The 23,976-nt window shown below is 73.0% G+C and carries 15 protein-coding genes; 7 read left to right on the plus strand and 8 right to left on the minus strand.

Annotated features, from left to right (window positions below; translation table 11 throughout):
* Nucleotides 1-284 precede the first annotated feature (284 nt).
* From ACWENQ_RS14170 to ACWENQ_RS14185, 4 genes are all read right to left on the minus strand, one after another.
* On the minus strand, nucleotides 285-1,091 hold the full coding sequence (locus tag ACWENQ_RS14170) for a sulfurtransferase (protein ID WP_449927925.1): 807 nt from the start codon (nucleotides 1,089-1,091) through the stop codon (nucleotides 285-287).
* Nucleotides 1,088-2,251 (minus strand): alkaline phosphatase family protein, encoded by a 1,164-nt coding sequence (locus ACWENQ_RS14175; protein ID WP_449927923.1) that lies wholly within the window; start codon nucleotides 2,249-2,251, stop codon nucleotides 1,088-1,090. Before ACWENQ_RS14175 ends, ACWENQ_RS14170 begins: the two co-directional genes overlap by 4 nt.
* 247 nt (nucleotides 2,252-2,498) lie before the next feature.
* Nucleotides 2,499-3,089, minus strand: a complete 591-nt coding sequence (locus ACWENQ_RS14180; protein ID WP_354905046.1) for a DUF5998 family protein — start codon at nucleotides 3,087-3,089, stop codon at nucleotides 2,499-2,501.
* 186 nt (nucleotides 3,090-3,275) lie between these two features.
* Nucleotides 3,276-5,972, minus strand: coding sequence for a bifunctional acetate--CoA ligase family protein/GNAT family N-acetyltransferase (locus tag ACWENQ_RS14185; protein WP_449927921.1), 2,697 nt, complete (start codon nucleotides 5,970-5,972; stop codon nucleotides 3,276-3,278).
* 158 nt (nucleotides 5,973-6,130) lie between these two features.
* Here ACWENQ_RS14185 and ACWENQ_RS14190 point away from each other — a divergent pair, with 158 nt between their 5' ends.
* Nucleotides 6,131-7,024 (plus strand): carbohydrate kinase family protein, encoded by an 894-nt coding sequence (locus ACWENQ_RS14190; RefSeq protein WP_452414423.1) that lies wholly within the window; start codon nucleotides 6,131-6,133, stop codon nucleotides 7,022-7,024.
* 54 nt (nucleotides 7,025-7,078) lie between these two features.
* A complete protein-coding gene (locus tag ACWENQ_RS14195; RefSeq protein ID WP_452414424.1) occupies nucleotides 7,079-9,919 on the plus strand; it encodes an ABC transporter substrate-binding protein in 2,841 nt (946 codons plus the stop codon).
* Between the two features lie 107 nt (nucleotides 9,920-10,026).
* Here ACWENQ_RS14195 and ACWENQ_RS14200 read toward each other — a convergent pair whose 3' ends face one another.
* Together ACWENQ_RS14200 and ACWENQ_RS14205 are read right to left on the minus strand one after the other, a co-directional pair.
* The gene (locus ACWENQ_RS14200) at nucleotides 10,027-12,111 is read right to left on the minus strand and encodes a RecQ family ATP-dependent DNA helicase (RefSeq protein WP_452414426.1); all 2,085 of its coding nucleotides are present in this window, start codon (nucleotides 12,109-12,111) and stop codon (nucleotides 10,027-10,029) included.
* 500 nt (nucleotides 12,112-12,611) lie between these two features.
* Nucleotides 12,612-13,436, minus strand: a complete 825-nt coding sequence (locus tag ACWENQ_RS14205; protein ID WP_354905059.1) for a TauD/TfdA dioxygenase family protein — start codon at nucleotides 13,434-13,436, stop codon at nucleotides 12,612-12,614.
* A gap of 130 nt (nucleotides 13,437-13,566) precedes the next feature.
* Between ACWENQ_RS14205 and ACWENQ_RS14210 the strand changes: the two genes are divergently transcribed.
* The 4 genes from ACWENQ_RS14210 (at nucleotide 13,567) to ACWENQ_RS14225 (ending at nucleotide 21,849) form a co-directional block, all read left to right on the plus strand.
* On the plus strand, nucleotides 13,567-15,030 hold the full coding sequence (locus tag ACWENQ_RS14210) for an alpha/beta fold hydrolase (RefSeq protein WP_452414427.1): 1,464 nt from the start codon (nucleotides 13,567-13,569) through the stop codon (nucleotides 15,028-15,030).
* A gap of 10 nt (nucleotides 15,031-15,040) precedes the next feature.
* Nucleotides 15,041-15,616, plus strand: coding sequence for a GNAT family N-acetyltransferase (locus ACWENQ_RS14215; protein ID WP_449927913.1), 576 nt, complete (start codon nucleotides 15,041-15,043; stop codon nucleotides 15,614-15,616).
* 515 nt (nucleotides 15,617-16,131) lie between these two features.
* Nucleotides 16,132-18,633 (plus strand): DNA gyrase/topoisomerase IV subunit A, encoded by a 2,502-nt coding sequence (locus tag ACWENQ_RS14220; RefSeq protein ID WP_452414428.1) that lies wholly within the window; start codon nucleotides 16,132-16,134, stop codon nucleotides 18,631-18,633.
* Between the two features lie 210 nt (nucleotides 18,634-18,843).
* Nucleotides 18,844-21,849, plus strand: coding sequence for a glycoside hydrolase family 3 N-terminal domain-containing protein (locus ACWENQ_RS14225; protein ID WP_452414429.1), 3,006 nt, complete (start codon nucleotides 18,844-18,846; stop codon nucleotides 21,847-21,849).
* 181 nt (nucleotides 21,850-22,030) lie between these two features.
* Here ACWENQ_RS14225 and ACWENQ_RS14230 read toward each other — a convergent pair whose 3' ends face one another.
* A complete protein-coding gene (locus ACWENQ_RS14230; RefSeq protein ID WP_449927907.1) occupies nucleotides 22,031-22,411 on the minus strand; it encodes a VOC family protein in 381 nt (126 codons plus the stop codon).
* A gap of 278 nt (nucleotides 22,412-22,689) precedes the next feature.
* Nucleotides 22,690-22,998 (minus strand): hypothetical protein, encoded by a 309-nt coding sequence (locus tag ACWENQ_RS14235; RefSeq protein ID WP_354905074.1) that lies wholly within the window; start codon nucleotides 22,996-22,998, stop codon nucleotides 22,690-22,692.
* Nucleotides 22,999-23,135: 137 nt separating this feature from the next.
* Here ACWENQ_RS14235 and ACWENQ_RS14240 point away from each other — a divergent pair, with 137 nt between their 5' ends.
* Nucleotides 23,136-23,633: a beta-class carbonic anhydrase gene (locus ACWENQ_RS14240; RefSeq protein ID WP_354905077.1), complete on the plus strand. Its 498-nt coding sequence runs from the start codon at nucleotides 23,136-23,138 to the stop codon at nucleotides 23,631-23,633.
* Nucleotides 23,634-23,976 lie beyond the last annotated feature (343 nt).

Consider the following 23,976-nt stretch of genomic DNA (forward strand, 5'->3'; position numbering starts at 1 on the left):
TCCAGAGACGCCCGCCCGGCGCTCCGGCCGTCGAGCCCTCGTCCCGCGGTACGTGACCGTCGGTCGAGGGACGGCTGCCCCGCAGGACCCGGCCGTCGGAGTTGGCATGGCCGCCGCATCCCGGCCGTCACGTGATGTCGGTCCAGGGCGGGTGGGACTGCCGGGCTCCCCCGGGGCGTGTGCCTGTGGCCGGCAAGGCGGGCAGGCCGTCGCGCGTGCGGCCGTGCCGCAGCGCCGGACGGGGCGGTGCGGCCCTGGCTGTCCTGCCGGGTGTGGCGGTGAGGTCAGGCGGTGGCGATCGGGCGGGACGGGTCGCTGATCCAGTGGGACCACGAGCCGACGTAGAGCGCCGCGGGGACGCCCGCCAGCTCCAGCGCCAGCACCTCGTGCGCCGCGGTGACGCCCGACCCGCAGTAGGCGCCCACCCGCGCCCCCTCCAGCGCGCCCAGCGCGGCGAAGCGGTCGCGCAGCGCGGCGGCGGCCAGGAAGCGGCCGTCCGGCCCGACGTTCTGGTCGGTCGGCGCGCTGACGGCGCCCGGGATGTGGCCGGCGACCGGGTCGATCGGCTCGACCTCGCCGCGGTAGCGCTCGGCGGCGCGGGCGTCCATGAGCACGCCGGAGCCGGCGAGCTCGGCCGCCTGCTCGGCGGTCAGCATGGGCATGCCGCCCGGCCTGGCCGTGAAGTCGCCGGACACGTGCGGCTCCTCCTTGGAGACCGGCAGCCCCGCCTCGGTCCACGCGCGGAACCCGCCGTCGAGGACCCTGACGTCCTCGTGACCGAAGTAGCGCAGCGTCCACCATGCCCTGGCCGCGGCCATGGAGTCGGCGTCGTCGTAGACGACGACGGGACGGGAGCCGCTGACGCCGAGCCTGCGCATGGCGGCGGTGAACGCCTCGGCCGAGGGCAGCGGGTGCCGGCCGCCGCCGTTGGGCGGCGCGGCCAGGTCGGCGTCGAGGTCGCAGTAGACGGCGCCCGGCACGTGCCCCTCGGCGTACGACTCGCGCCCGGACGGGCCGCCTCGCCGGTAACGCACGTCGAGCACGCTGGCTTGCTCCATCGCGGCCAGCTCCGCCGGGTTGATCAGGGTCATCGGGTGGATACCTCCAGGAGTGGGACGTGCTGTTCCGCGGCGGTGAGCGAGCCGTGGTAGCCGGTGAAGAGCGCCTCGATCGGATGCGTCTCAGAGGCGAGGATGGCACAGTCGGCGTACGGCACGGCGACGACGTCACCGATCCTGTCCAGCCATTCCCTGCGCACGTCGGGGCCGAACCACCCGGATTCCACCGCTTCCTGGCGTGAGACGACCCATGCCTTGCCGTCGAGCAGGTCCCGCCAGGTCTCCAAGACGGCGGGAGCGGCGCCCGGCTCGGTGTAGAGGTGCCTGGCCCTGGCCTCCCCGCCGAACATCGCCACGCCCGCGCGCAGTTCGGGTGTGGCCTGGGCGTCGATCTTCTCTTCGGCGTTGACCATGCCGTGGTCGGCCGTGACGTACAGGGCCGAGCCGGGCGGCAGCGCCGCGGCCAGCCGTTCGGCCATCCTGTCGACGATCTCGAGCTGGTCGCGCCACTCGGGGCTGCCCCAGCCGGTCAGGTGGCCGGTGGCGTCGAGGTCGCCGTAGTAGACGGTCACGTAGGCGCGCGGCGCGCTCAGCGCGGCCGCCACCCCGGCCACCCGCTCGTCGACGGTGTCGGCGGGCACGTAGCGGACGCCGCGGTAGACGGCGTCGGTCAGTCCCGTCCCCTCGAACGCGGCCGGCGCCACGTAGGAGGTCTCGATGCCCGCCCGGGCGGCGCGCTGGTAGACGGTCTCGGCCGGTTGCCAGCGGCGCGGGTCCATGGGCGGCAGGCCCTTGGGCAGGCTCCAGCGCAGGCAGTTGAACAGGTGGTTGCGGCCGGGCACGGCCAGCGTCATGCCCATCATGCCGTGCTCGCCGGGCGGCAGGCCGGTGCCGAGCGTGCACAGGCTGGTGACGGTGGTGGCGGGGAAGCCGGCGGTGAGGGCGGCGCGCGCCGTGGCGGCGGCCAGGAACGGGGCCCGGTCGGCGTGGGCCTCGAGGAGCCTGGCGCCGAGCCCGTCGACCACGAACACGCACACCCGGTCGGCCGGCTCCAGCCCCAGCACGTTGCCGTCGGCCGTAGTGGCCGCGCCGAGCGCGCTCAGCAGGGAGCCCGGCAGGTCGGCCAGGGAGGCGCCGCCGTAGGCGGGGATCAGCGGAACCCGGTCGTACGGCGTGGCCGGGACGTCGTCCATCAAGCACCTCGCTCGCCTCGCGTGGATGTCAGGAACCGTTCTAGCGGGCGCCGGCCATCTCGCGATAGGGCCTCGACACCGCCGTCCGCCCGGCCGTCCCGGCTCACGGTGGGGAATCCGGGACGGGGAACCCCTGCCCGCCCGGCGGCGGGGCATGCCGGGCCGGTCCACCGAGATGTCGCGTGGTCCCGGTCCGGCATGCGCCGGCGAGAAGGCGCGGAGGGGGCGTTACGCGGGAACGGACGCGTCAGGCGGCGGCGCGGGCCGTGGCCTCGGACAGGGCCTTGGCGAAGGCGAGCACGTGACCCACCGCCTCGGGGCCGTCGGCGGCCTCGCTGACGCGCAGCGACAGGTCGTCGGCGGTGATCGCGCCGGTGTAGCCGTGGTCGGCCTCGCAGTTCTCGTCGCCGCAGGTGGCGGGTTCGAGGTCGACGTGGGAGATGGCGCCCCAGCCGATCGTGAGCGTCACCTCGGTCGGCGGCACGCCGGGAACGTAGGAGGCGGGATCGGGCACGACCCTGGTCACCGCGACCGACTGGACGCGGGCCAGCCGTACCGCCTCGGTGGTGGTGGAGGCGTGCGAGGCCGAGACCCCCTCGGCGGGCGGGTGCTCGTCGGTGTGGCAGACCAGCAGCCGGGTGCCCGTCAGGACCAGGACGGTGACGTGCCTGCGCACCTCCATGGCCGGGTCGAACGTGGCCTCGTGGTGCACCACGTAGGCGGTCACCGCTTCCTTTCCCAGCGCGGATTCGACCGCATCGGTGACGAGGTCGGGGTAGTAGCCGCTGCGCTCGATCGCTTCACGCAGGCCCGCGGCTGAGACTCGGGTTTCCCTCATGCATCCATCCTGCCAGCCCCCGAGCACCGCTCACACTCGTCGTTCCGGACCTGGACGGGCGGCCGCGCAGGCCCTCGACGCTCGGCGCCGCGGCCCGGCAGGCCAGGCGGCACGAACCGCGCAGGCAGGGGCGACCGCGGTCGGGCGAGGCGGCACGAACCCGGCGCAGACAGGGGGCGACCGCGGTCAGGCGAGGCGGCGGGGGCCGCCGTCGCGCCGCGGACCCTCAGGACTCCTGAGGACGGCACGCGCGCCCAGGACGACGACCTCCGACTCCCCCACGAGCACCGGATCGAGGTCGAGCCTGGACACCTCCGGCAGGTCGTTGGCCAGGCGGCCCACCCGGACCAGCAGTTCCTCCAGGGCGCCGACCGCGACGGGCGGGTAACCGTACTCGCCGAACAGCAGCGGCGCGGCCCGCGGTGAGCGCACCAGCCCCGCGGCGTCCTCGCCGGTCAGCGGGGCGAGGCGGTGGCCGCGGTCCTGCAGCAGCCTGGCGGTCACCTCGCCGAGGCCGAAGGAGACGACCGGGCCGAAGGCGGGGTCCTCCCGGACGTTCACCACGGTAGGGACCGCGGGTTGCGGGGCCATCCGCTGCACGGCGAGGACCACGTCGGCGCCGAGCTGGCCGGCCAGATCGGCGTAGGCCTGGCGGACGGCGGCGGCCGAGGTGAGCCCCAGGCGGACGGTGCCCGCCCGCTTGGCGGCCTCGGGGTCGGCGGCCTTCAGCACGACCGGCCAGCCCAGGCGTTCGGCGGCGGCGACGGCCGCGTCGGGGGTGGCGACGACCTCGGCCGGCCAGACGGTGAGGCCGTAGCAGGCCAGCAGCCCGGTCGCGTCGATCTCGACGGGGCCGGCGTCAAGGCGGTCGGCGGAGGGGTCCGGCGTGTCCTGTCGCGCCGGTTCGGGCTCGGGCGAGCGGCTGGTGAGCGCGTCCGTCACGAGGGCGCGGGCGGCCGCGGTGTCGAGGTGGTCGAGCTCGGGCGGCGCCCCCTGGGGCTGTTTGCGCCACAGGGCGTACCTGACGACGTGGGCGAGGGCCCTGACCGCCTCCTCCGGCGCCGCGTAGGAGGGCACCGAGCCGCGCTCGGGCAGGGCCGAGGGGTCGGTGCGCAGCTCGGGCGGCATGCCGAGCTGCCCTTCGAAGGTGGCCAGCACGGGCTTGCCCACCTCGCGCGACACCCGCACCAGCTCGGCCGCCACCGACGTGGCGTCGCCGGGGATGGGCGGCATGTAGATCACGACGGCGGCGTCGACGTCGGGATCGGCCAGCACGCCCGCCAGTGCCGTGCCGAACTCGGCGGCACCGGCGGCGGCGCCCAGGTTGACCGGCGGCCGGGGCTCCAGCTCGGCGCTGACGCAGGCGTCGACGGCCAGCAGGCCCAGCGCGTCGGAGTTGGTGACGAGCCCGACGCGCGGCCCCGCGGGCAGCGGCTGGCAGGCCAGCAACTGCCCGACGTCGAACAGCTGGATGAGGTCGTCGACCCTGATCACGCCCGCCTGCTCGAACAGGGAGCTGAGCGCGCTGTCCTGCAGGCGCAGCGCCGAGGCGGAGTGGCCGATGGGCACGCCCTGGGTGGTGCCGCCGCTCTTGACCGCCACGATCGGCTTGCTGCGGGAGATGCGCCTGGCCAGGCGGGTGAACTTGCGCGGATTGCCCAGCGACTCCAGGTACAGCAGGATGACCTCGGTCGCCTCGTCCTCCTCCCAGTACTGCAGCAGGTCGTTGCCCGACACGTCGGCCCTGTTGCCGGCCGAGACGAAGCTCGAGATGCCGATGCCGCGCTGGGCCACCCGCTGCAGCAGGGCGGTGCCGAGCGCGCCCGACTGGCTGAAGAAGCCGACCCTGCCTCTGCCGGGGACCGTCGCCGCGAGCGTGGCGTTCAACCGTACGGAGGGGTCGGTGTTGGCGATGCCGAGGCAGTTGGGCCCGACCACGCGCAGGCCGTACGCGCGGGCGATCCTGGCCAGCTCGTCCTGGCGCGCCCGGCCCTTCGGCCCGGTCTCGCCGAAGCCGGACGAGACGACGACCAGCCCGCGCACGCCCTTCTCCGCGCACTCCTTGACCACGTCGATCACGCTGTCGGCCGGTACGGCGAGCACCGCGAGGTCGACCTCGCCGTCGATGTCCTTGACGCTCGGGTAGGCCCGCACGCCCGCCACCGCCCGTACCTCGCGGTGGACCGGGTACACGGGTCCGGTGAAGTCGGCGGCCAGCAGGTTGCGCAGCACGGTCTGGCCGACGCCGCCGGGCTCGCGGGAGGCTCCGATGACGGCGACCGAGCCGGGTGTGAGGAGCCTGGCGATCGATCGGGCCTCGGCCCGGTGCTCGCGGGAGGCGGTGACCTCCGCCGAGGTCTCGGTGGGGGTCAGGTCGAGCGTCATGCGGACCACGCCGTCGGCGAAGCGGCTCTGCGCGGTGTAGCCGACCTGGCGCAGGAGGCCCGTCATCCGCATGTTGGCGGGCAGCACGTCGGCGATGAACGTCTCGATGCCGCGCTCGCGGGCGGTGGCGGCCAGGTGTTCGAGCATGACCGAGGCCACCCCCCTGCCCTGGTGGGCGTCCTCGACGAGGAAGGCCACCTCCGCCTCGGCGGGGCCGACCCGGTCGTAGCGGACGACGGCCACCATCTCGGTGCCGATCGTGGCGATGAGGGCGACCCTGTCGACGTAGTCGACGTTGGTGAAGAAGGCGACTTCCCTGTCCGACAGCTTGGGCCGCGGACCGAAGTAGCGGAAGTAGATCGACTCGGCCGACAGCCGGGAGTAGAACGCGCGAAGCCGGTCGGCGTCGGCGGGCCTGATCGGGCGCACGTGCGCGGTGCCCCCGTCGGCCAGGACGACGTCCGCCTCCCAATGGGAGGGATACTGGGTTGCCTCCACAGTCCCGAGCGTAGACCCGCGCCCCACGTGCGGCGTCCGTTGGGCAACGCTTGTGCATCGACTATGAACGGGTGTCCGGTGTATGCCCCACGAGCAGGCCTGAAGCTGTTAAGTTTTTCGGCGTCAGGCGCGAAGGATTGCAGCAAGGCGGTGACATCATGACGCGGGTCGTGGTGGTGGGCGATCTCATGACCGATGCGGTCGCGCGCGCCCGCTACGCGCTGGCCAGGGCGAGCGACACTCCGGCGATCGTGACCATGCACGGTGGCGGTTCCGGAGCCAACATCGCCTCCTGGATGGCGGTCGAGGGTGCCGAGGTCGCCTTCATCGGCCGTCGCGGCGCCGACATCACCGGGCGCAACCGCGACATGGAGCTCATGGGCTACGGCGTCGACGCCCGGCTCGTCATGGACCCCGAGCGGCCCACCGGCACCTGCGTGGTGCTCGTCACGCACAAGGGCGAGCGCACCATGCTGTCCGACCCGGGCGCCAACGCTGCGCTGTCACCCGAGGACCTGCCGCGCGACCTGTTCAACTCCGGCGGCCACCTCCACCTGTCCGGCTACACGCTGATCAACGAGGGGTCCCGCGAGGCCGGTCAGGCCGCCCTCGAGATGGCCCGCAGGTCGGGCATGTCGATCTCGGTCGACTGCTCCTCCTCCGCGCCGCTGGAGCGCACCGGCGCCGAGCCGTTCCTCGAGTGGACCAACGGCGCCAAGCTGCTGTTCGCCAACGCCGACCAGGCCAAGATCCTGACCGGCCGCGACGACCCCGAGGCGGCGGCCAAGGTGCTCACCGCCTGGTTCCCGCAGGTCGTCATCAAGATGAACGCCGAAGGCGCGCTCTGGTACACCAACGGCCGGCCCGAGCCGGTCCAGGTGCCCGCCGAGCCGGTCGACCGGGTGGTCGACGGCACCGGCGCCGGCGACGCGTTCGCCGCCGGGTTCCTGCCCGCGTGGCTGGCCGGCAAGCCGCCCGCCGAGGCGCTGACGGCGGGCTGCCGCCTGGCCGCCAAGGCGATCTCTCACCTCGGGGCTCGCCCCCGCCTCTAGCGCGGCCTATGGTGGATACTCCCCGATGTCCTGACAAGGGAGTGAAGAGCCCGCGTGCGTCCGTTACGGCCAGGCGATCCCCGTGTCGTCGGCGGCTACGAGGTCACCGGGTTTCTCGGTGAAGGCGGTCAGGGCAGCGTCTATCGCGGCGTCGCCCCGTCCGGCGAACCCGTCGCGATCAAGATGCTGCACGCCAGGTTCGCCGACGACGCCTCGGCGGTGCGGCGCTTCAGGCGCGAGGCCGAGGCGGCGCGCAGGGTGGCCGAGTTCTGCACGGCCAGGGTGCTGGAGGTCGGCGCGCTCGACGACCAGCCGTACATCGTCAGCGAGTACGTCGCCGGCCCGTCGCTGCAGCGGCAGGTGGCCGAGTCCGGGCCGCTGACCGGCTCCTCCCTGGTACGGCTGGCGGTCGCGACCGCGACCGCGCTGGCGGCGATCCACCGCGCCGGGGTCGTCCACCGCGACCTCAAGCCGAGCAACGTGCTGCTGGCCCCGGACGGGCCCCGGGTGATCGACTTCGGCATCGCGCGGGCGCTGGACGTGAGCCAGAGCCTGACGACGAGCGTGGTGGGCACGCCCGCCTACATGGCGCCCGAGCACTTCCACGGCGACGCCTCCCCGGCGAGCGACGTCTTCTCGTGGGCGGGCACGATGGTCTACGCGGCCACGGGGCGCGGGGCGTTCGGGTTCGGGCCGCTGCCGGTGGTGATGCATCGGATCCTGGTCCTGGAACCCGACCTGTCGGGGGTGGAGGCGCCGCTGCGGGAGCTGCTGGGGGCGTCGCTGGGCAAGGACCCGGCGGCGCGCCCGACGGCCGAGCAACTGCTGCGGGAGCTGATCAGGGCGGGCTCGGGCCCGCAGGCGCCGCCGTACGGCACCGCACCACCACCGGCCCCCGCTTCCGCGCCGCCGTACGGCACCGCACCACCACCCGCTCCCGTTCCCGCGCCGCCGTACGGCAGGCCGGCACCTGCAGGTCCCTCCTCCAAGCCGCCCTACGGCACGTCGGCGCCCCCGGTGTCGGTCTCCTCCCCCTACGGCGGCGGTCCCGGGCCGCACGCTGCCGGGTGGACGCGGCCGTCGCAGGGCGCGACGACGCCGGTCACCGCCGCGCCGTACCCGGGGGGCGGGCAGGCGCCGGGGACCCTGTCCACGTATCCGGTCTCCGGGGCGGTGGGCAGACCTTCCGGCCGGGCGTGGAAGGTGCTGCTGCCGGTCGGGGCGGCGGCGATGACCGTCGTCCTGGGCGTCGCGGTGTGGGCATGGCCGCGGCTGGGCCAGAACAGCGGCACGGGCGGCGAGGTGACGGCGACACCCAGCCCGACCCGGACCGCCGCCGTCTTCAACGCGGCCCTGACCGGCGTGGTCAACCCGTCGGCCAGGAAGGGCGGCACGCTGCGCATCGGCATGACCAACATCCTGGACAACCTCGACCCGGCCGGCACCTTCTACACCGAGATGTGGAACTACGCCCGTCTCTACGGGCGCGCGCTGACCATGTACCGGCCCGCGCCGGGCGCGGCCGGCACCGAGGTGGTGCCCGACCTGGCGGCGAAGCTCGGCGAGACCACCGACAACGGCAGGACCTGGACTTTCACCCTCCGTGAGGGGCTGCGCTTCGAGGACGGCACGCCGATCACCTCGCGCGACGTGAAGTACGCCGTCGTGCGCTCGGGCGACAGGAGGCTGCTGCCCAACGGCCCCGACCCGCTGGCGCGGCTGCTCGACATGCCCGGCCGCTACACCGCCGCCGACGCCGACAAGGCGATCAGCACCCCCGACGACAGGACCATCGTCTTCAGACTCAAGAAGCCGATGTCCACCTTCAACCAGATCGCGACGCTGCCCGTGACGATGCCGGTGCGCAAGGGCGCGGCCAAGCTCCTGTCGTCCGGCCCGTACAAGCTGGACATCCAGGCGGGGAAGACCGCGACCTTCGTCCGCAATCCCGCCTGGAACCAGGCCACCGACCCGAACCGCACCGCTCTGCCGGACCGGGTCGAGCTCACCTGGGGCATGGACGGCGAGGAGGCCGACCGGAAGCTCCTGTCCGGCGAGCTGGACCTGCACGCCGCGCCGCTGCCGGCCACCCTCGCCACGGTGCGGGCCGACCCGCGGCTCAACGCGCGGGCCGACGCGCCGTCCCTGGACCACCTGCGCTACCTGGCCGTCAACACGAGGGTCGCGCCGCTGGACCAGCGCGAGTGCCGCAGGGCCGTCCTCGCCGCCATCGGCAAGAGCGTTCTCCACCGCCTGTACGGCGACGGCCCCTTCGGCACCGAGATCGCCACCCGCCTGCAGCCGCCGCCGCTTCCCGGCAGGGGCGAGCTGGACGGCCCCTCCCCCACCGCGACGGCCGCGCCCTCTCCCGCCTCGTGCGGCCGGGACCTGTTCACGCTGCTGGTCAGGAACGGCCCGACGGACGTGGCGGCCGGGAACGCCATCCGCGACAACCTCACGGCGGCGGGCTTCCACGTCACGGTGAAGAACGTGGACGTGCTGCACGAGTTCGACAAGCTGGGCAACCCGGCGGCGCTCACCAAGGAGAAGATCGGGCTGGTGATGCGGCGGTGGTCCGGGGACTGGCCGGACCCCGACCCGCTGCTGTCGCAGCTGATCGACAGCAGGGAGATCGTCGACAGCGGGTTCTCCGCCAACGTGGGCGTGCGGCTGCCCGAGGTCGACGCGCTGATCGACGAGTCACGGCGGACGCTCGACCCGCAGGCTCGCTTCCGGCTGTGGCGGGAGGCGGAACGGCGGGTGCTGGACGAAGGACTGATGGTGCCGCTGCTGTGGAGCAAAGCGGGGTTGATCAGGGGCAAGCGGGTCACGAACGCCCACGTCAGCAGCGTCTACCAGCACTACGACGTGACCACGATCGGCGTCACCGGCTGAGGCGTGGCCACCCGTCCTCCGTCCGGAGGACCGCCCGCCCGGTGAGCCCGCCCCGACGACCCGCATCGCGGGACCGGCGGCGGGCCGCGGGCGGCCGGGGCGCGGCGTCAGGAGGTGGTGGCGAGGGCGAGGGGCATGACGGCGGGCGCGCCCGCGTGGCGGATCAGGGCCGCGGCCAGTGTCATCGTCCACCCGGTGTCCACCCGGTCGTCGACCAGCAGCACCGGCCCGCCGCACCGCGCGATCTCCGCGCCGAGCTCCCTCGGCATGGCCAGCGTCGCCCTGATCGCCTGCACCCGCTTGGCGCTGTTGAACTGCTGCCCCGGCGCGCCCGCCCGGTAGCCCAGCTCGCCCAGGTAGGTGAGCCTGCCGACCTGCGCCAGCCGTTCGGCGAACCCTCTGACCAGCACCGGGCGCGACGCCGACGGCACGCTCACCACCGCGACGGGCCGCTGCCGCCACTCCCACGCCGCCAGCACCTGGACGACCGCCTTGAACATGTCGTCGGGGACCGGCGCGTCGGGTCCGTTGAACAGCTCCCGCAGCCGGTTGCCCCATCCGATGTCGGTCAGCCTGCCCAGCGCCCTGCCCGGCTCGGCGCCCAGGTCGGGCTTGATGCGTCCGGACAGGTCGGCCAGGCCGGTGGGCCACTGCCGGCGCGCCTCCACCTCGACCCCCGGCCTCTCGAGCGTCTGCCGGGCGCGCTCCACCGCCGCCGCCGCGATCTCCGGCGAGCGGTGCGTGCCCGTGCAGTTGTCACACCGCCCGCACGGGGCCGCGGCCTCGTCGTCGAGCCGCCTGCGCAGGTACTCCTCCCTGCACTCGGACGTGGTCAGGTAGCCGAGCATGGCCTCCTGCTCGGCCTTGCGCTCTGCGGCGATGCGGGCGTAACGCTCGGCGTCGTAGGCCCACTCCTCGCCGGTCGCCGTCCAGCCGCCCTTGACCCTGCGGACGGCGCCGTCGACGTCGAGGACCTTGAGCATCATCTCCAGACGGCTTCGGCTGAGGTCGACGACGTTCTCGAGGGCCTGGGTGGACAGCACGCCGCCCTGCTCCAACGCCTGGAGCGTGGCCCGCACGACCGGCTCGGGCGGGAAGGCGAGCGAGGCGAAGTACGCCCAGATGTCGCGGTCCTCCGTGCCGGGCAGCAGGATGACCTCGGCCCGTTCGACACCGCGGCCCGCGCGGCCGACCTGCTGGTAGTAGGCGACGGGCGACTGCGGCGCGCCGACGTGGATGACGAAGCCCAGGTCGGGCTTGTCGAAGCCCATGCCGAGCGCGCTGGTCGCCACGAGCGCCTTGATCTTGTTGTTGAGCAGGGCCTCCTCGGCGGCCAGACGTTCGGCGGGATCGGTCTGGCCGGAGTAGGCGGCGACCTCGTGCCCCTGCTCGCGCAGGTAGGTGGCGATCTCGTGGGCCGCGGCGACCGTGAGGGTGTAGACGATGCCGGAGCCCGGCAGCTCGTGGAGCGTCTGGGCCAGCCAGGCCAGCCGCTGCTCGGCGCTCCCCAGCCGGACGACCGACAGGTGCAGGCTGTCGCGCTCCAGCGGCCCGCGCAGGACGAGCGTGTCGTCGCCACCGAGCTGCTCGGCCACGTCGCGGGTGACGCGCGCGTTGGCGGTCGCGGTCGTGGCCAGCACGGGGATGCCGGGCGGCAGCTCCTCGAACAGCGTGGCGAGCCTGCGGTAGTCGGGCCGGAAGTCGTGACCCCAGTCGGAGATGCAGTGGGCCTCGTCGACCACCACCAGCCCCGCGCTCTCGGCCAGCTCGGGCAGGACGTTGTCGCGGAAGTCGGGGTTGTTGAGCCGCTCAGGACTGACCAGCAGCACGTCGACCAGGCCCTCGGCCACGCGGCCGTAGATCTCCTCCCACTCCTCGGGGTTGGCGGAGTTGATGGTGACGGCGCGGATCCCGGCCCGCTCGGCGGCGGCGATCTGGTTGCGCATCAGGGCCAGCAGCGGGGACACGATGACGGTCGGCCCCTCGCCGAGCTCCCGCAGCAGCGCGGTGGCGACGAAGTAGACGGCCGACTTGCCCCAGCCGGTGCGCTGCACCACCAGAACCCTGCGGCGGTCGACCACGAGCGCCTCGATCGCCGACCACTGGTCGTCACGCAGCCGGGCGTGATCGCCCGCCAGCGCGCGGAGGTGGGCTTCGGCTTCTTCCCGCATCATCGCGACCGCATCAGTCATGTGGTCCTTGTTACCAGGTCCGGGCGACGAATTCGTCCGCCTGCGCCACGCCGCATCCCCGATCCGCGGCCGGACCCGGCCCCCACCCCCGATAGATCCCCTGTAGGGCCCCCTATCCGCCCCTCCTGTACGGGCCCTGCCCACCCTTCCCGTACGGCCCCTGCCCGCCCCTCCCGTACGGCCCTGCCCGCCCCTCCTGTAGGGCCCCCTGCCCGGCCCCTCCGGTACGGCAGGCCCGGCCCCTCCAGTACGGCAGGCCCGGCCCCTCCAGTACGGCAGGCCCGGCCCCTCCAGTACGGCAGGCCCGGCCCCTCCAGTACGGCAGGCCCGGCCCCTCCGGTACGGCAGGCCCGGTCACGCCCACCGTGGGTGCGGGGCCGGGGTCTGTCCTCCACGCCACTCCAGCGGGACTCCGGCGGGCCGCCGTCACATCGCCCATCGCCTGTGGGAGTCGTCGAGCCCCTGGACGGGCGGGGCGACCGCCTGGCGCGGGAGACGGGTCAGGCGGGGTCGGCGTGTTCGGGGAAGGCGTTGATGGTGACGCGGTGCATGCGGCGGCGTTCGGTGTAGTCGGCGACGGCGTAGTGCTGGGTAGAGCGGTTGTCCCAGAAGGCGAGCGTGCCGGGACGCCATCGCAGCCGCACCTGGTACTCGGGCGAGCGGATGTGGTCGATCAGCAGGGGGAGCAGCGCCTCGTTCTCCCTGTCGCCGAGTTCGACGAGCCGGGTGGTGGACGAGCGGTTGACGAACAGCGCCTTGCGTCCCGTCTCGGCGTGGGTGCGGACGACAGGGCGCACCAGCGGCGGCCACGCGGCCTGGACTTCGGCCAGGTCGAAGGGGTGTCCCTTGGAGATGGCCTTGGTCATGGAGCCGGTGATGTCGTGGACCGCGGTCAGCTCGTCGCACAGGCGCTGAAGCGGCGGCGAGAGCGTCTCGTAGGCGAGGTAGGTGTTGGCCCACAGCGTGTCGCCGCCGACGCTCGGCAGCTGGACGCAGCGCAGCAGGGAGCCCATCGGCGGGGTCGGCTCGAAGGTGTTGTCGCTGTGCCACTCGTCGCCGCCCTCGCCCTTGGGGTCGGTCTGGTCGAGCACGTGGATGGGGCTGGCCCCGTCCTTCTTGAAGGCGGGGTGGTTGAGCGTGCCGAAGTTGAGGGCGAACTGCAGGTGCTGGTCGTCGTCGATGTGCTGGTCGCGGAAGAAGAGCACGAGGTGGTCGAGCCAGCCCTGCCTGATGGTGGCGACCTCCTCGGGCGAGAGGGGTTTGCGCAGGTCGACGCCGGTCACCTCGGCGCCGATGTGCTTGGTCACCGGATGGAACTCGATCATGACGCCTCCAGGGGATCTCCTCCCCGGGACCGTACTTGCCAAGCAATTGCTTGGTCAAGTGAGCGAGAGGTGAGGATGTCAGACCCTGGTCCGATGTGCCGGGCCGCGATGCTCCGGCAGCGTGTCGCGCATGATCACACGTGCTCTGGTGAGCCTTGCCCTGCTCGGCTCCGCCACCCTCACCGCCTCCCCACCCGCGGGCGCCGCGCCGTACCCGCCTGCCGCCGGCCCGTCCGCCGCCGTGCGCCTGACGGCGGGCACCCCGACCCAGGACCCGTCCACCAGGGCGAACCCGACGGGGAGCGCTCCGCCCACCGGGCCGGCCGAGCGGATGGAGCGGTTGGATGTGTCCGTCCCCGTGGACTGGTCCAAGCCCGACGGGCGCACGATCACCCTCAAGGTCGGCAGGTTCCGCGCCACGGGCCGGTCGGCAGGGGCGGTCCTCATCGCGTACGGCGGGCCGGGCGCGCCGGGGATCAAGCTGACGGAGTCCATGCCCCAGCTATGGTCCGAGCTGCGCGCGCGGATGGACATCGTCACCTGGGACACCCGCGGCTACGGCGAGCAGTTCCAGGGCACCAGCACGGGCCTGCCGTGCGTGTGGACGCGCGTCCCGATCCCCGCCTTCCCCGAGGACGACGCCGAGTTCGCCAGGATGGCCGACACCAACCGCGGCATCGCCGAGGCGTGCCGCAACCGCGACCCCGAGCTGTTCGCGAACATGAGCTCGGCCGACCACGCCAAGGACATGGAGGCCATCAGGAAGGCGCTCGGCGAACCCCGGCTGACCTACTACGGCGCCTCCTACGCCGGCTTCTACGGCCAGGCCTACGCCCGGCTGTTCCCCGGCAAGGTCAGGGCGATGGTCCTGGACGGCACGTGGAACCACAGCACCGCCGACTGGACGGCCGAGCTGGAGGCGACCGCCCGGCAGAACGAGCAGGCCATGGGCAGGTTCTTCGCCTCGTGCGAGGAGCGGGCGTGCACGCCGTCGTTCTGGCGGCGGCTCGTCGCCAGGGCCGACCGCTCGCCCGTCCCCGCCGGGGCCGGGGTGGCCTACGACGGTCGTGACCTGCAAGGTCTGGCCATGGCGTTCGTCCGGCAGGGGCCGCAGGGCTGGCCTGCCCTGTCGGCGGCGATCGAGAAGGCCGCGCGGGGCGACGCGTCGGGGTTCCTGCCCGCCCGCGGCCTGCGCTATCCGGACGCGGCGACCGGCGTGACCGAGTGCGCCGACTGGCCGCGCTTCGCCGACCGCCGGGAGATGGCCGCGACCGTGGCCAGGCTGAACAGGATCGCGCCCGGCACGGGCACCGCCAACACGCTGGCGACGGCGACCCTGACGTGCGTGGGCTGGCCGGTGAAGGTGACCAACCCGCCGAGCCCGCTGCCGAAGGGCCTGCCGCCGCTCGTCGGCGCGGGCGCCTGGGGCGAGTCGGACGCCGTGGCGCGGGTGCTGGCCCAGGTGCCGGGCAGCGGCCTGGTGCGGCACGAAGGCCCCGGCCACACGCTCTATCTGGGCAACGCGTGCGCCAGAGCCCACCTCAACCGCTACCTGGCCGACCTCGTTGTCCCCGCCAAGGGGACGACGTGCTGAAATATCGGGCGTGGATGTCATCACCTGGTATCTGGAACAGCGCTCACCCGAGGCGCTGATCCCCGCCAAACCGCCCAGGCTGCCGGTTGAGGTGGTGCGCGCCGAGGTGCCGTCGCCCGAGTTCAGCAGGTTCCTCTACACGGCGGTCGGCGGCGACTGGCAGTGGACCGACCGGCTCGGCTGGACCTACGACGAGTGGATGGCCTATCTGACCAGGCCCGGCCTCGAGACCTGGGTCGCCTGGCACCGCGGCACACCCGCCGGCTACCTCGAGCTCGACCCGCAGCCGGGCGCCCAGGTGGAGATCGCCTACTTCGGGCTGCTGCCGTTCGCGATGGGCGAGGGTGTGGGCGGGCACCTGCTCTCGGTCGGTACGGCACGCGCGTGGGACCTCGCCTCGCGCTGGCCCGACCTGCCCGCCACCGAACGCGTGTGGATGCACACCTGCACGCTCGACGGCCCGGCGGCGCTGGCGAACTATCGGGCGCGGGGGTTCGAGGTGTATGACGAGCGGCTGAACGAGCCGGGCGACGAGGACGAGGGCGAGACGCCTGGACCGTGGCCGGGCGCCCGCCGTCCCACCTGAGCCGCCGGCCCTGCCTCGGGAGCCCCTCGGCGCCGGCGGCCGGGCGGCGGAGCAGTCCGGCCACCACTTCGCCGGCCGGCGGAGCAGTCCGACCGCCTCCCTCACCGGCCGGCTCGGCCGCGGACCGCCGCACGGGCCCGGCGGCACTGCACGTGGTTCCCGCGGCCCGCTCCAGGGCGCGTAGAACTCCCGCAGTTCGTTTCAGTGGGACTCCCGTAGTCCGCTTCAGGGCGCGTGGGGCTCCCGCGGTCAGCGCTCCAGGGTGCGCGGGACTCCCGCGGTCCGTTCCAAAGCGCGCGGGGCTACCGCGGCCCGCCCCAGGATGCACGGGCTCCCGCGGCCCGCTTCAGGGCGGGTAGGGCTCCCGCAGTCTGTTTCAGGGCGCGTGGGAGAGGGGGCTGACCGGAGTGTCATGAGGGCCCGCGCGCCTGGGGCCAGGCGACTTTCACCAGCAAGCCGGACAAACCCATCGCGCGAGTCGCGGGCACCCAAGATTCTTCGGCACAATGTTCGACATGGCCCGACGGACGACCACACCCCCGCCTGACGAGGACTTCGAGGAGCGGATCGTCGACATCGACGTGTCCGCGGAGATGCGCACGAGCTTCCTCGAGTACGCCTACTCGGTGATCTACCAGCGTGCGCTGCCCGACGCGCGCGACGGGCTCAAGCCCGTCCAGCGCCGCATCCTCTACTCGATGAGCGAGATGGGCCTGCGCCCAGACCGCGGCCACGTGAAGTCCTCGCGGGTCGTCGGCGACGTCATGGGCAAGCTCCACCCCCACGGCGACACCGCCATCTACGACGCGCTGGTGCGCTGCGCCCAGCCGTTCTCGATGCGCATCCCGCTGGTCGACGGCCACGGCAACTTCGGCTCGCCCGACGACCTGCCGGCGGCCATGCGCTACACCGAGGCCAGGCTCGCCCCCGCGGCCATGCTGATGGTGCAGTCGATCGACGAGGACACCGTCGACTTCAAGCCCAACTACGACGGCCAGGAGACCGAGCCCACGGTCCTGCCTTCGGCCTTCCCGAACCTGCTGGTCAACGGCACGACCGGCATCGCGGTCGGCATGGCGACCAACATGGCGCCGCACAACCTCGTCGAGGTCATCGCGGCCGCCCGCCACCTGATCAAGAAGCCGGAGGCGACGCTCGACGAGCTGATGAAGTTCGTGCCGGGGCCCGACCTGCCGACCGGCGGCATGATCATCGGGCTGCAGGGTGTGCGCGACGCCTACGAGAGCGGGCGGGGCACCTTCCGCATGCGCGCCAAGTGCGCGGTCGAGCAGATCACCCCGCGCCGCAAGGGCATCGTCGTCACCGAGCTGCCGTTCAACGTCGGCCCCGAGCGGGTGATCGGCAAGATCAAGGAGCTGGTCAACGCCAAGAAGCTCCAGGGCATCGCCGACCTGAAGGACCTCACCGACCGGCACAAGGGCCTGCGCCTGGTCATCGAGATCAAGAACGGGTTCATCCCCGAGGCGGTGCTGGAGGAGCTCTACCGGCTCACGCCGATGGAGGAGACCTTCGGCATCAACAACGTCGCGCTCGTCGACGGCGAGCCGCGCACGCTCGGCCTGCGCGAGCTGCTCAAGGTCTATGTCGAGCACCGGCTCGAGGTCGTCCGGCGCCGCTCGGAGCACCGCAGGCGCAAGCGCGAGGAGCGCCTGCACCTGGTCGACGGCCTGATCGTCGCGCTGCTCAACATCGACGAGGTCATCCAGGTCATCCGCGCCAGCGACGACTCCGCGCAGGCCCGCGCCCGCCTGATGGAGGTCTTCGACCTGTCGGAGATCCAGGCCGGCTACATCCTCGACACCCCGCTGCGCCGCCTGACCCGCTTCGACAAGCTGGAGCTCGACCGGGAGAAGGAGACTCTGTCGGAGGAGATCGCCGACCTCACCGACATCCTGTCCTCCGACGCCCGGCTGCGCCAGGTGGTCTCGGGCGAGCTGGCCGACGTGGCGAAGAAGTACGGCACGCCGCGCCGTACGGTGCTGCTGGAGTCGTCGGGCCTGACCCGCACGGCCGCGGTGACGCTGCAGGTGGCCGACGACCCCTGCCTGGTGCTGCTGTCGTCGACCGGGCTGCTGGCCCGCACCGGCGACGCCGCACCGCTGGCGGGCGGCGGCGAGCGCTCGGCTCACGACGTGCTGGTCTCGGCGGTGCGCAGCACGGTCAGGGGCCAGGTCGGCGTGGTGACCTCGCAGGGGCGCATGATCCGCGTCAACGTGGTCGACCTGCCGACGTTGCCGCCCTCGGCCAACCCGCCCTCGCTGTCGGGGGGCCACCCGATCGCCGAGTACGTCGCGCTCGAACCCGACGAGGTCGTGGTCGGGCTGGGCTCGCTCGATCCCGACAGTCCCGGTCTGGCGCTGGGCACCGCGCAGGGCGTGGTGAAGCGGGTGGTGCCCGACTATCCGGGCAACCGCGACGAGTTCGAGGTCATCGGGCTGAAGGACGGCGACACCGTCGTCGGCGCGGTGGAGCTCGACTCCGAGGACCACGACCTGGTGTTCATCAGCTCCGACGCGCAACTGCTGCGTTTCCCGGCCTCGACGGTCCGCCCGCAGGGGCGCCCGGCGGGCGGCATGGCGGGCATCAGGCTCGACAGCGGGGCCAAGGTCGTCTGGTTCGGCGTGGTCGACCCGGCCGTGCCGGCGCAGGTGGTGACGATCGCGGGCTCGGCGACGGCGCTGCCCGGCACGCAGGTGGGCGGCGGCAAGGTGTCCGACTACGCCGACTTCCCGCCGAAGGGCAGGGCGACCGGCGGCGTGCGGGCGCAGCGCTTCCTCAAGGGGGAGGACGTGCTGTTGATGGCCTGGGCGGGTCCCGCTCCGGCCAAGGCGGTGTCGGCGGTCGGCAAGCCGGTGCCGCTGCCGGAGGAGATCGGCAGGCGCGACGGGTCGGGGCTGCGGCTGACCCACACGATCGCCGCCATCGGCGGAGCGCTGCGGTCGGGTCCCGAGGCGGAGCCGCCGGCACCGGCGGGCGAGGCACCTCCGACCGCATAACCCTCGCGACGCCCCCGGACACCCGCTTGCCGAGCGGGGGTCCGGGGGCGTTCGCGTGCCGAGGCGACCAGCCGGCGGGCCGGACCCGGGCAGGCACTCGATACGGAGCAGGCCGGACGAACCGCCCGGTCACCTTGACGCGCCTTTCCTTCACGCCTTGAATTCAGGACTGTGCGCTCAAGAGAGCGCTCTCTCATGCCAGGAGGCGCAGTGACCCCCCGACGCATCGGCGCCCTCAGCGCGATCGCCCTGCTCTTATCCACCTGCTTCGTCCCCGCCCCCGCCCAGGCGGCCGCCCCGCTGACCGTCACCGACTTCGAGAGCGACACCCTCCCGCCCGGTGTCGTCGCCTGGGGCAACGACGCCGCGTCCACGCCCACCCTCAGCATCGAGACCGACACCAGCCGCGTGCTGAAGACCGTCTACGACGTCGGCCAGTGGGGCGGCTGGTCGCACGACCTGCCCGCCACGCAGGACTGGACGCCCTACGAGGGCTTCGCCTTCTCGGTGAAAGGCACGGGCTCGGGTCAGCGGATCTTCTTCGAGATCAAGGACGGCGGCGGCGGGCCCGGCAGCTCGGAGCTGTTCGAGTCGTCGTTCACCGACACCGAGGCGGGCTGGCGGCGGGTCGAGGTGAAGTTCGCCGACTTCGTCAGGCGCGGCGACTACCAGCCGGGCGGCGCCCCCACCGACGGGCAGCTCGACCTGGAGCGCATGTGGGGCTACTCGATGCGCCTGCCGGCCGCCTCCTCCGGCACCCTGCTGTGGGACGACGTCCAGGTGTACGGCACCGCGCCGCCGCGCCCGGTGCGCCTGACGACGAGCGCGCCCGTCTACCCGGTCAAGGAGAAGGGCGCGGCCCAGGTGGGCGTCGCCATCTCCGCGGTGCCCGCGACGGACCTGACCGTCCGCTACGCGACCGGATCGGGCACGGCCACACCCGGATCGGACTACACGCCCGTGGAGGGGACGCTGGTGTTCCCCGCGGGCTCGCCCGCCGGGACCACGAAGACCTTCACCGTCGCCACGAAGGCCGACGCCGACCCCGAGGTGGCCGAGACCATCCCGATCGTGCTGTCCGGCGAGGGCGTCTCACCGCCCGCCGACGACGCCGTCGTGGTGATCGACGCCCACGGCCTGCCGTACCTCGACGCCCGCAGACCCGTCAGGCAGCGCGTCGCCGACCTGATGGGGCGCATGACGCTCGCCGAGAAGGTCGGCCAGATGACCCAGGCCGAACGCGGCGCGCTCGCCAAGCAGGACGACATCGCCACGTACCTGCTGGGCTCGCTGCTGTCGGGCGGCGGCTCCGCGCCCGCCACCAACACCCCCGAGGGCTGGGCGGACATGGTGGACGGCTACCAGCTGCGCGCCCGGCAGACCAGGCTGCAGATCCCGCTGATCTACGGCGTCGACGCCGTCCACGGCCACAACAACGTGGTCGGCGCCACGATCTTCCCGCACAACGCCGGTCTGGGCGCCACCCGCGATCCGGCGCTCGTCGAGAGGACGGGCGCGATCACGGCCGAGGAGGTGAAGGCGACCGGCATCCCGTGGGACTTCGCGCCGTGCCTGTGCGTCTCCCGCGACGACCGCTGGGGCAGGGCCTACGAGTCCTTCAGCGAGGACCCCGCGCTGGTCTCGCGCATGGCCGCGATCGTGACGGGCCTGCGCAAGAAGGGCGTGCTGGCCACCGCCAAGCACTACGTGGGCGACGGCGGCACCGCCTACGGCTCCTCGATCACCGCCGACTACACCATCGACCAGGGGGTCTACACCGGCGACCGGGCCGAGCTCGAGGCCGTCCACCTGGCGCCGTTCGCCGAGGCGGTCAGGCGCGGCGTGGGCAGCGTCATGCCGTCCTTCTCCAGCGTCGGCGCCACCAAGATGCACGCCCACCAGGAGCTGATCACCGGGGTGCTCAAGGGACAGCTCGGCTTCAAGGGCTTCGTGGTCAGCGACTGGCAGGCCATCGACCAGATCCCCGGTGACCAGGCGAGCGACGTGCGCACCTCCGTCAACGCCGGCCTCGACATGATCATGGTGCCGTACGCCTACACCGCCTTCGTCGAGGCGCTGACCGCCGAGGTGACCGCGGGCCGGGTGGCGCGGTCGCGGATCGACGACGCGGTCGCGCGCATCCTCACCCAGAAGTTCGAGCTGGGCCTGTTCGAACGCCCCTACGCCGACAGGGACGGCCTGCCCGACGTCGGCTCGGCCGCCCATCGCGCCGTGGCACGCACGGCCGCCGCCGCCTCGCAGGTGCTGCTCAAGAACGACGGCGGTCTCCTCCCGCTGCGGCCCTCGGCGAAGGTCTACGTCGCCGGCTCCAACGCCGACGACCTCGGCAACCAGATGGGCGGCTGGACGATCAGCTGGCAGGGTTCGCCGGGGCCGATCACCCAGGGCACCACGATCCTGCAGGGCATCCGCGCCCGTGCCGCCGCCGTCACCCACTCCGCCGACGCCTCCGCGCCGCTGGAGGGACACGACGTGGGCGTGGTCGTCGTGGGCGAGCGGCCGTACGCCGAGGGCTTCGGCGACGTCGGCCGCCAGGGCCGCACGCTCGACCTGTCGCCCGCCGACCGGGCGGCCGTCGACAAAGTCTGCGGGGCGCTGAAGTGCGTCGTGCTCGTCGTGTCGGGACGGCCGCTGGCGCTGGGCGAGCTGTCCGGCGTGGAAGCGCTCGTCGCCTCCTGGCTGCCGGGCTCCGAGGGCGCGGGCGTGAGCGACCCGCTGTTCGGGGCCGTGCCGTACACCGGCAGGCTGCCCTTCACCTGGTTCCGTACGGCGGAGCAGCTGCCGATCAACGTGGGTGACGCCGCCTACGACCCGCTCTTCCCCTACGGCTGGGGACTGCGGACCGACCCGGCCCGGCCCAGGCTCAAGGCGGTGCGGGACGAGCTGGCCAGGGGTGACGGCGGCTCCCGCGCGGCCGCCACGGCGCTCGGGGTGGCGCTGGGCTCCCGCCACTGGAACGCCGACGGCAGCGTGCGCGAGGCACGCGTGGTGCTGGCCTCGCTCGGCGTGGCGGCGACGCTGCTCGAACGGTCGAGGAGCGACACGTTCGCGCAGGACGACGCGGTGGTGTCGGTGGCCAGGGACGTGGCTCAGGCCGGCGGTCGCCGTACGGACCTGCAGGCGCAGGCCGACCACGAGCTGGCGGCGGGGAACCTACGGAAGGCGGTGGACCTCCTGATCCAGGCGGCCCGCTGACCGGCCCCAGGTGGCTCTGACCGCACCGCCGGTCGCCCGACCGGCCCCAGGACGCTCCCGCCTCCGGTCACTGACCGGGCCCACGGCGGTCGCGTCCTGGCTGCCGGTCTCCTGACCTGCCTCCGGGCGACCGCAGATGGACCGCCGGTCGCCTGACCGGTGGGGGCCGGGCGGGCTGGTTTCAGCCGTCGTCGGCGACGCACAGGCAGAACGGGTGCCCGGCCGGGTCGAGGAAGACGCGGAAGTCGTCCTCCTCGCTCGGCTGGAACTCGTGCTTGGTCGCTCCCAGCGCGAGGACCTGCGCCTCGGCCTTGTCCATGTCGTCGACGGTGACGTCGATGTGGAACTGCTGCGGCATCTCGGCGCCCGGCCAGGCCGGCGGGCGGTGGTCGTCGACCTGCTGGAAGGCGAGCCGGGGGAAGCGCCCGCCGTCGCTGACGACGACCCAGTCGCCGTCGTCACCGGTGATCTCCCAGCCGATCAGCTGGGCGTAGAAGGCAGCCAGAGCCCGAGGGTCGGCGCAGTCGATGACGGTCGAACGCATCCGTGCGATTCCTGCCATGCGACTTCCCTGCCCGGCCGGCCGGTTCTCATGCGGCGGCCCGACGGCGACGCCGAGCCCGGGGCCGACGGCAGGCGGCATGGGCTGCAGGAGAGGTGTATCCCACGCTGAGCAGGCGGCACGGGCCTCGTGGTCACCCGACACGGGCCTAGGACGGGTGCCCGGGGCTCCACCCCGACGGCGGAGGCGTGCGACCGGGGCTGAGGGCAGGGCGGCACGAGCTGAAGAAGGGGTGCCCGTGCCGGCGCGTGGATCAGGCGCGACCCTCAGCCCCGGAGTCAGGCGGAGGCGACGGCGGGCAGGGCCAGCAGGAGCTCATAGGGCTCGCTGCCCGCCCACTCGCGGATGAAGCGAGCCCCCTCCTCTCCAGGAGAGAACTCGTCGAACCCCAGCGGCCCGAAACATCCGGCCTTCTCCAGCATCTCGATGAGCGGATCGTCCTCGGGCAGGCTCCCCACGTAGGCGGCCGCGTCGAGCAGCGCGAGCGCGCATCTGGCGTTGCGCCCGTCGTCGGACACCTCGACCCGGTCCAGCCGCCGTCGCCCCTGATCGCGCAGGTACGCGGCGAGTGATTCGGTCCTACTCACGTCACCCTCTTAGATCACACACGGTGGGCTACAACATCATCACGCAAAGTGAGCAACGATGGTGGGGCGTTCGCCAACTTGCTCGCCAACCAGGACCCGGAAACCTTCACGAAACGGTCATGCGGAATCATCGAGACATGACTGCGTTCGATGACCTGCTCGCGGCGAACGAGACGTACGCGCGGACGTTCGCCTATTCCGGCCTCACCGGTACGGCAGCGCGCGGCCTGGCCGTGGTGACGTGTATGGACTCCCGCATCGACCCCCTGGGGCTGCTCGGCCTGCGCGCAGGAGATGCCAAGATCCTTCGCAACGCGGGCGCCAGAGTGACCGACGACGTCCTGCGCACCCTCGTCCTCGCGGTGTACCTCCTGGGGGTGGAGCGGGTGCTGGTCATGCCGCACACCGACTGCGGCATGGCGAAGGTCACCGACACCGACGTGCACAGCCTGACCGCCGCACGCGGTGTCGACACCAGGAGCCTGGAATTCCACACGGTCCCCGACCAGGACGCGGCGCTCCGCCACGACCTGACCAGGATCAGGACCAGCCCGTTCCTGCCCGCCGGCATGCCGATCGGCGGCGCCATCTACGACGTCCACACCGGCAAACTGATGCCGGTCGAACTTCCCTGACGGGAACCACCGGGCCAGCCGATCGGGCAGACTCGGAGCCTGTAGCCACTGGTGAGTGAGCACTCCCACCCTCCGGACCTCGAGTCCCAGGGTCAGACCGTGCCCTCACCGGTGGGCAGGGGTCTTGGTTGCCGACGGGATGTCGTGCCCGCCGCGTCGTTGGCTGGGCACGTGTCCATCGTCGGGCGCGCCGCCGAACTGACGGCTGACACCAGGACCCGCCGTACCAGGCGCGCGTCCCGGGATGACATGACCGGCATCCGAGAACCGGCTACACCAGACACGACAACCGGAAAGACCCCGCACACGCGGCAGGACCGGCCGCAGCGGGCGGGCCGCAGTG

The organism is Nonomuraea sp. NPDC004354, assembly GCF_053602555.1.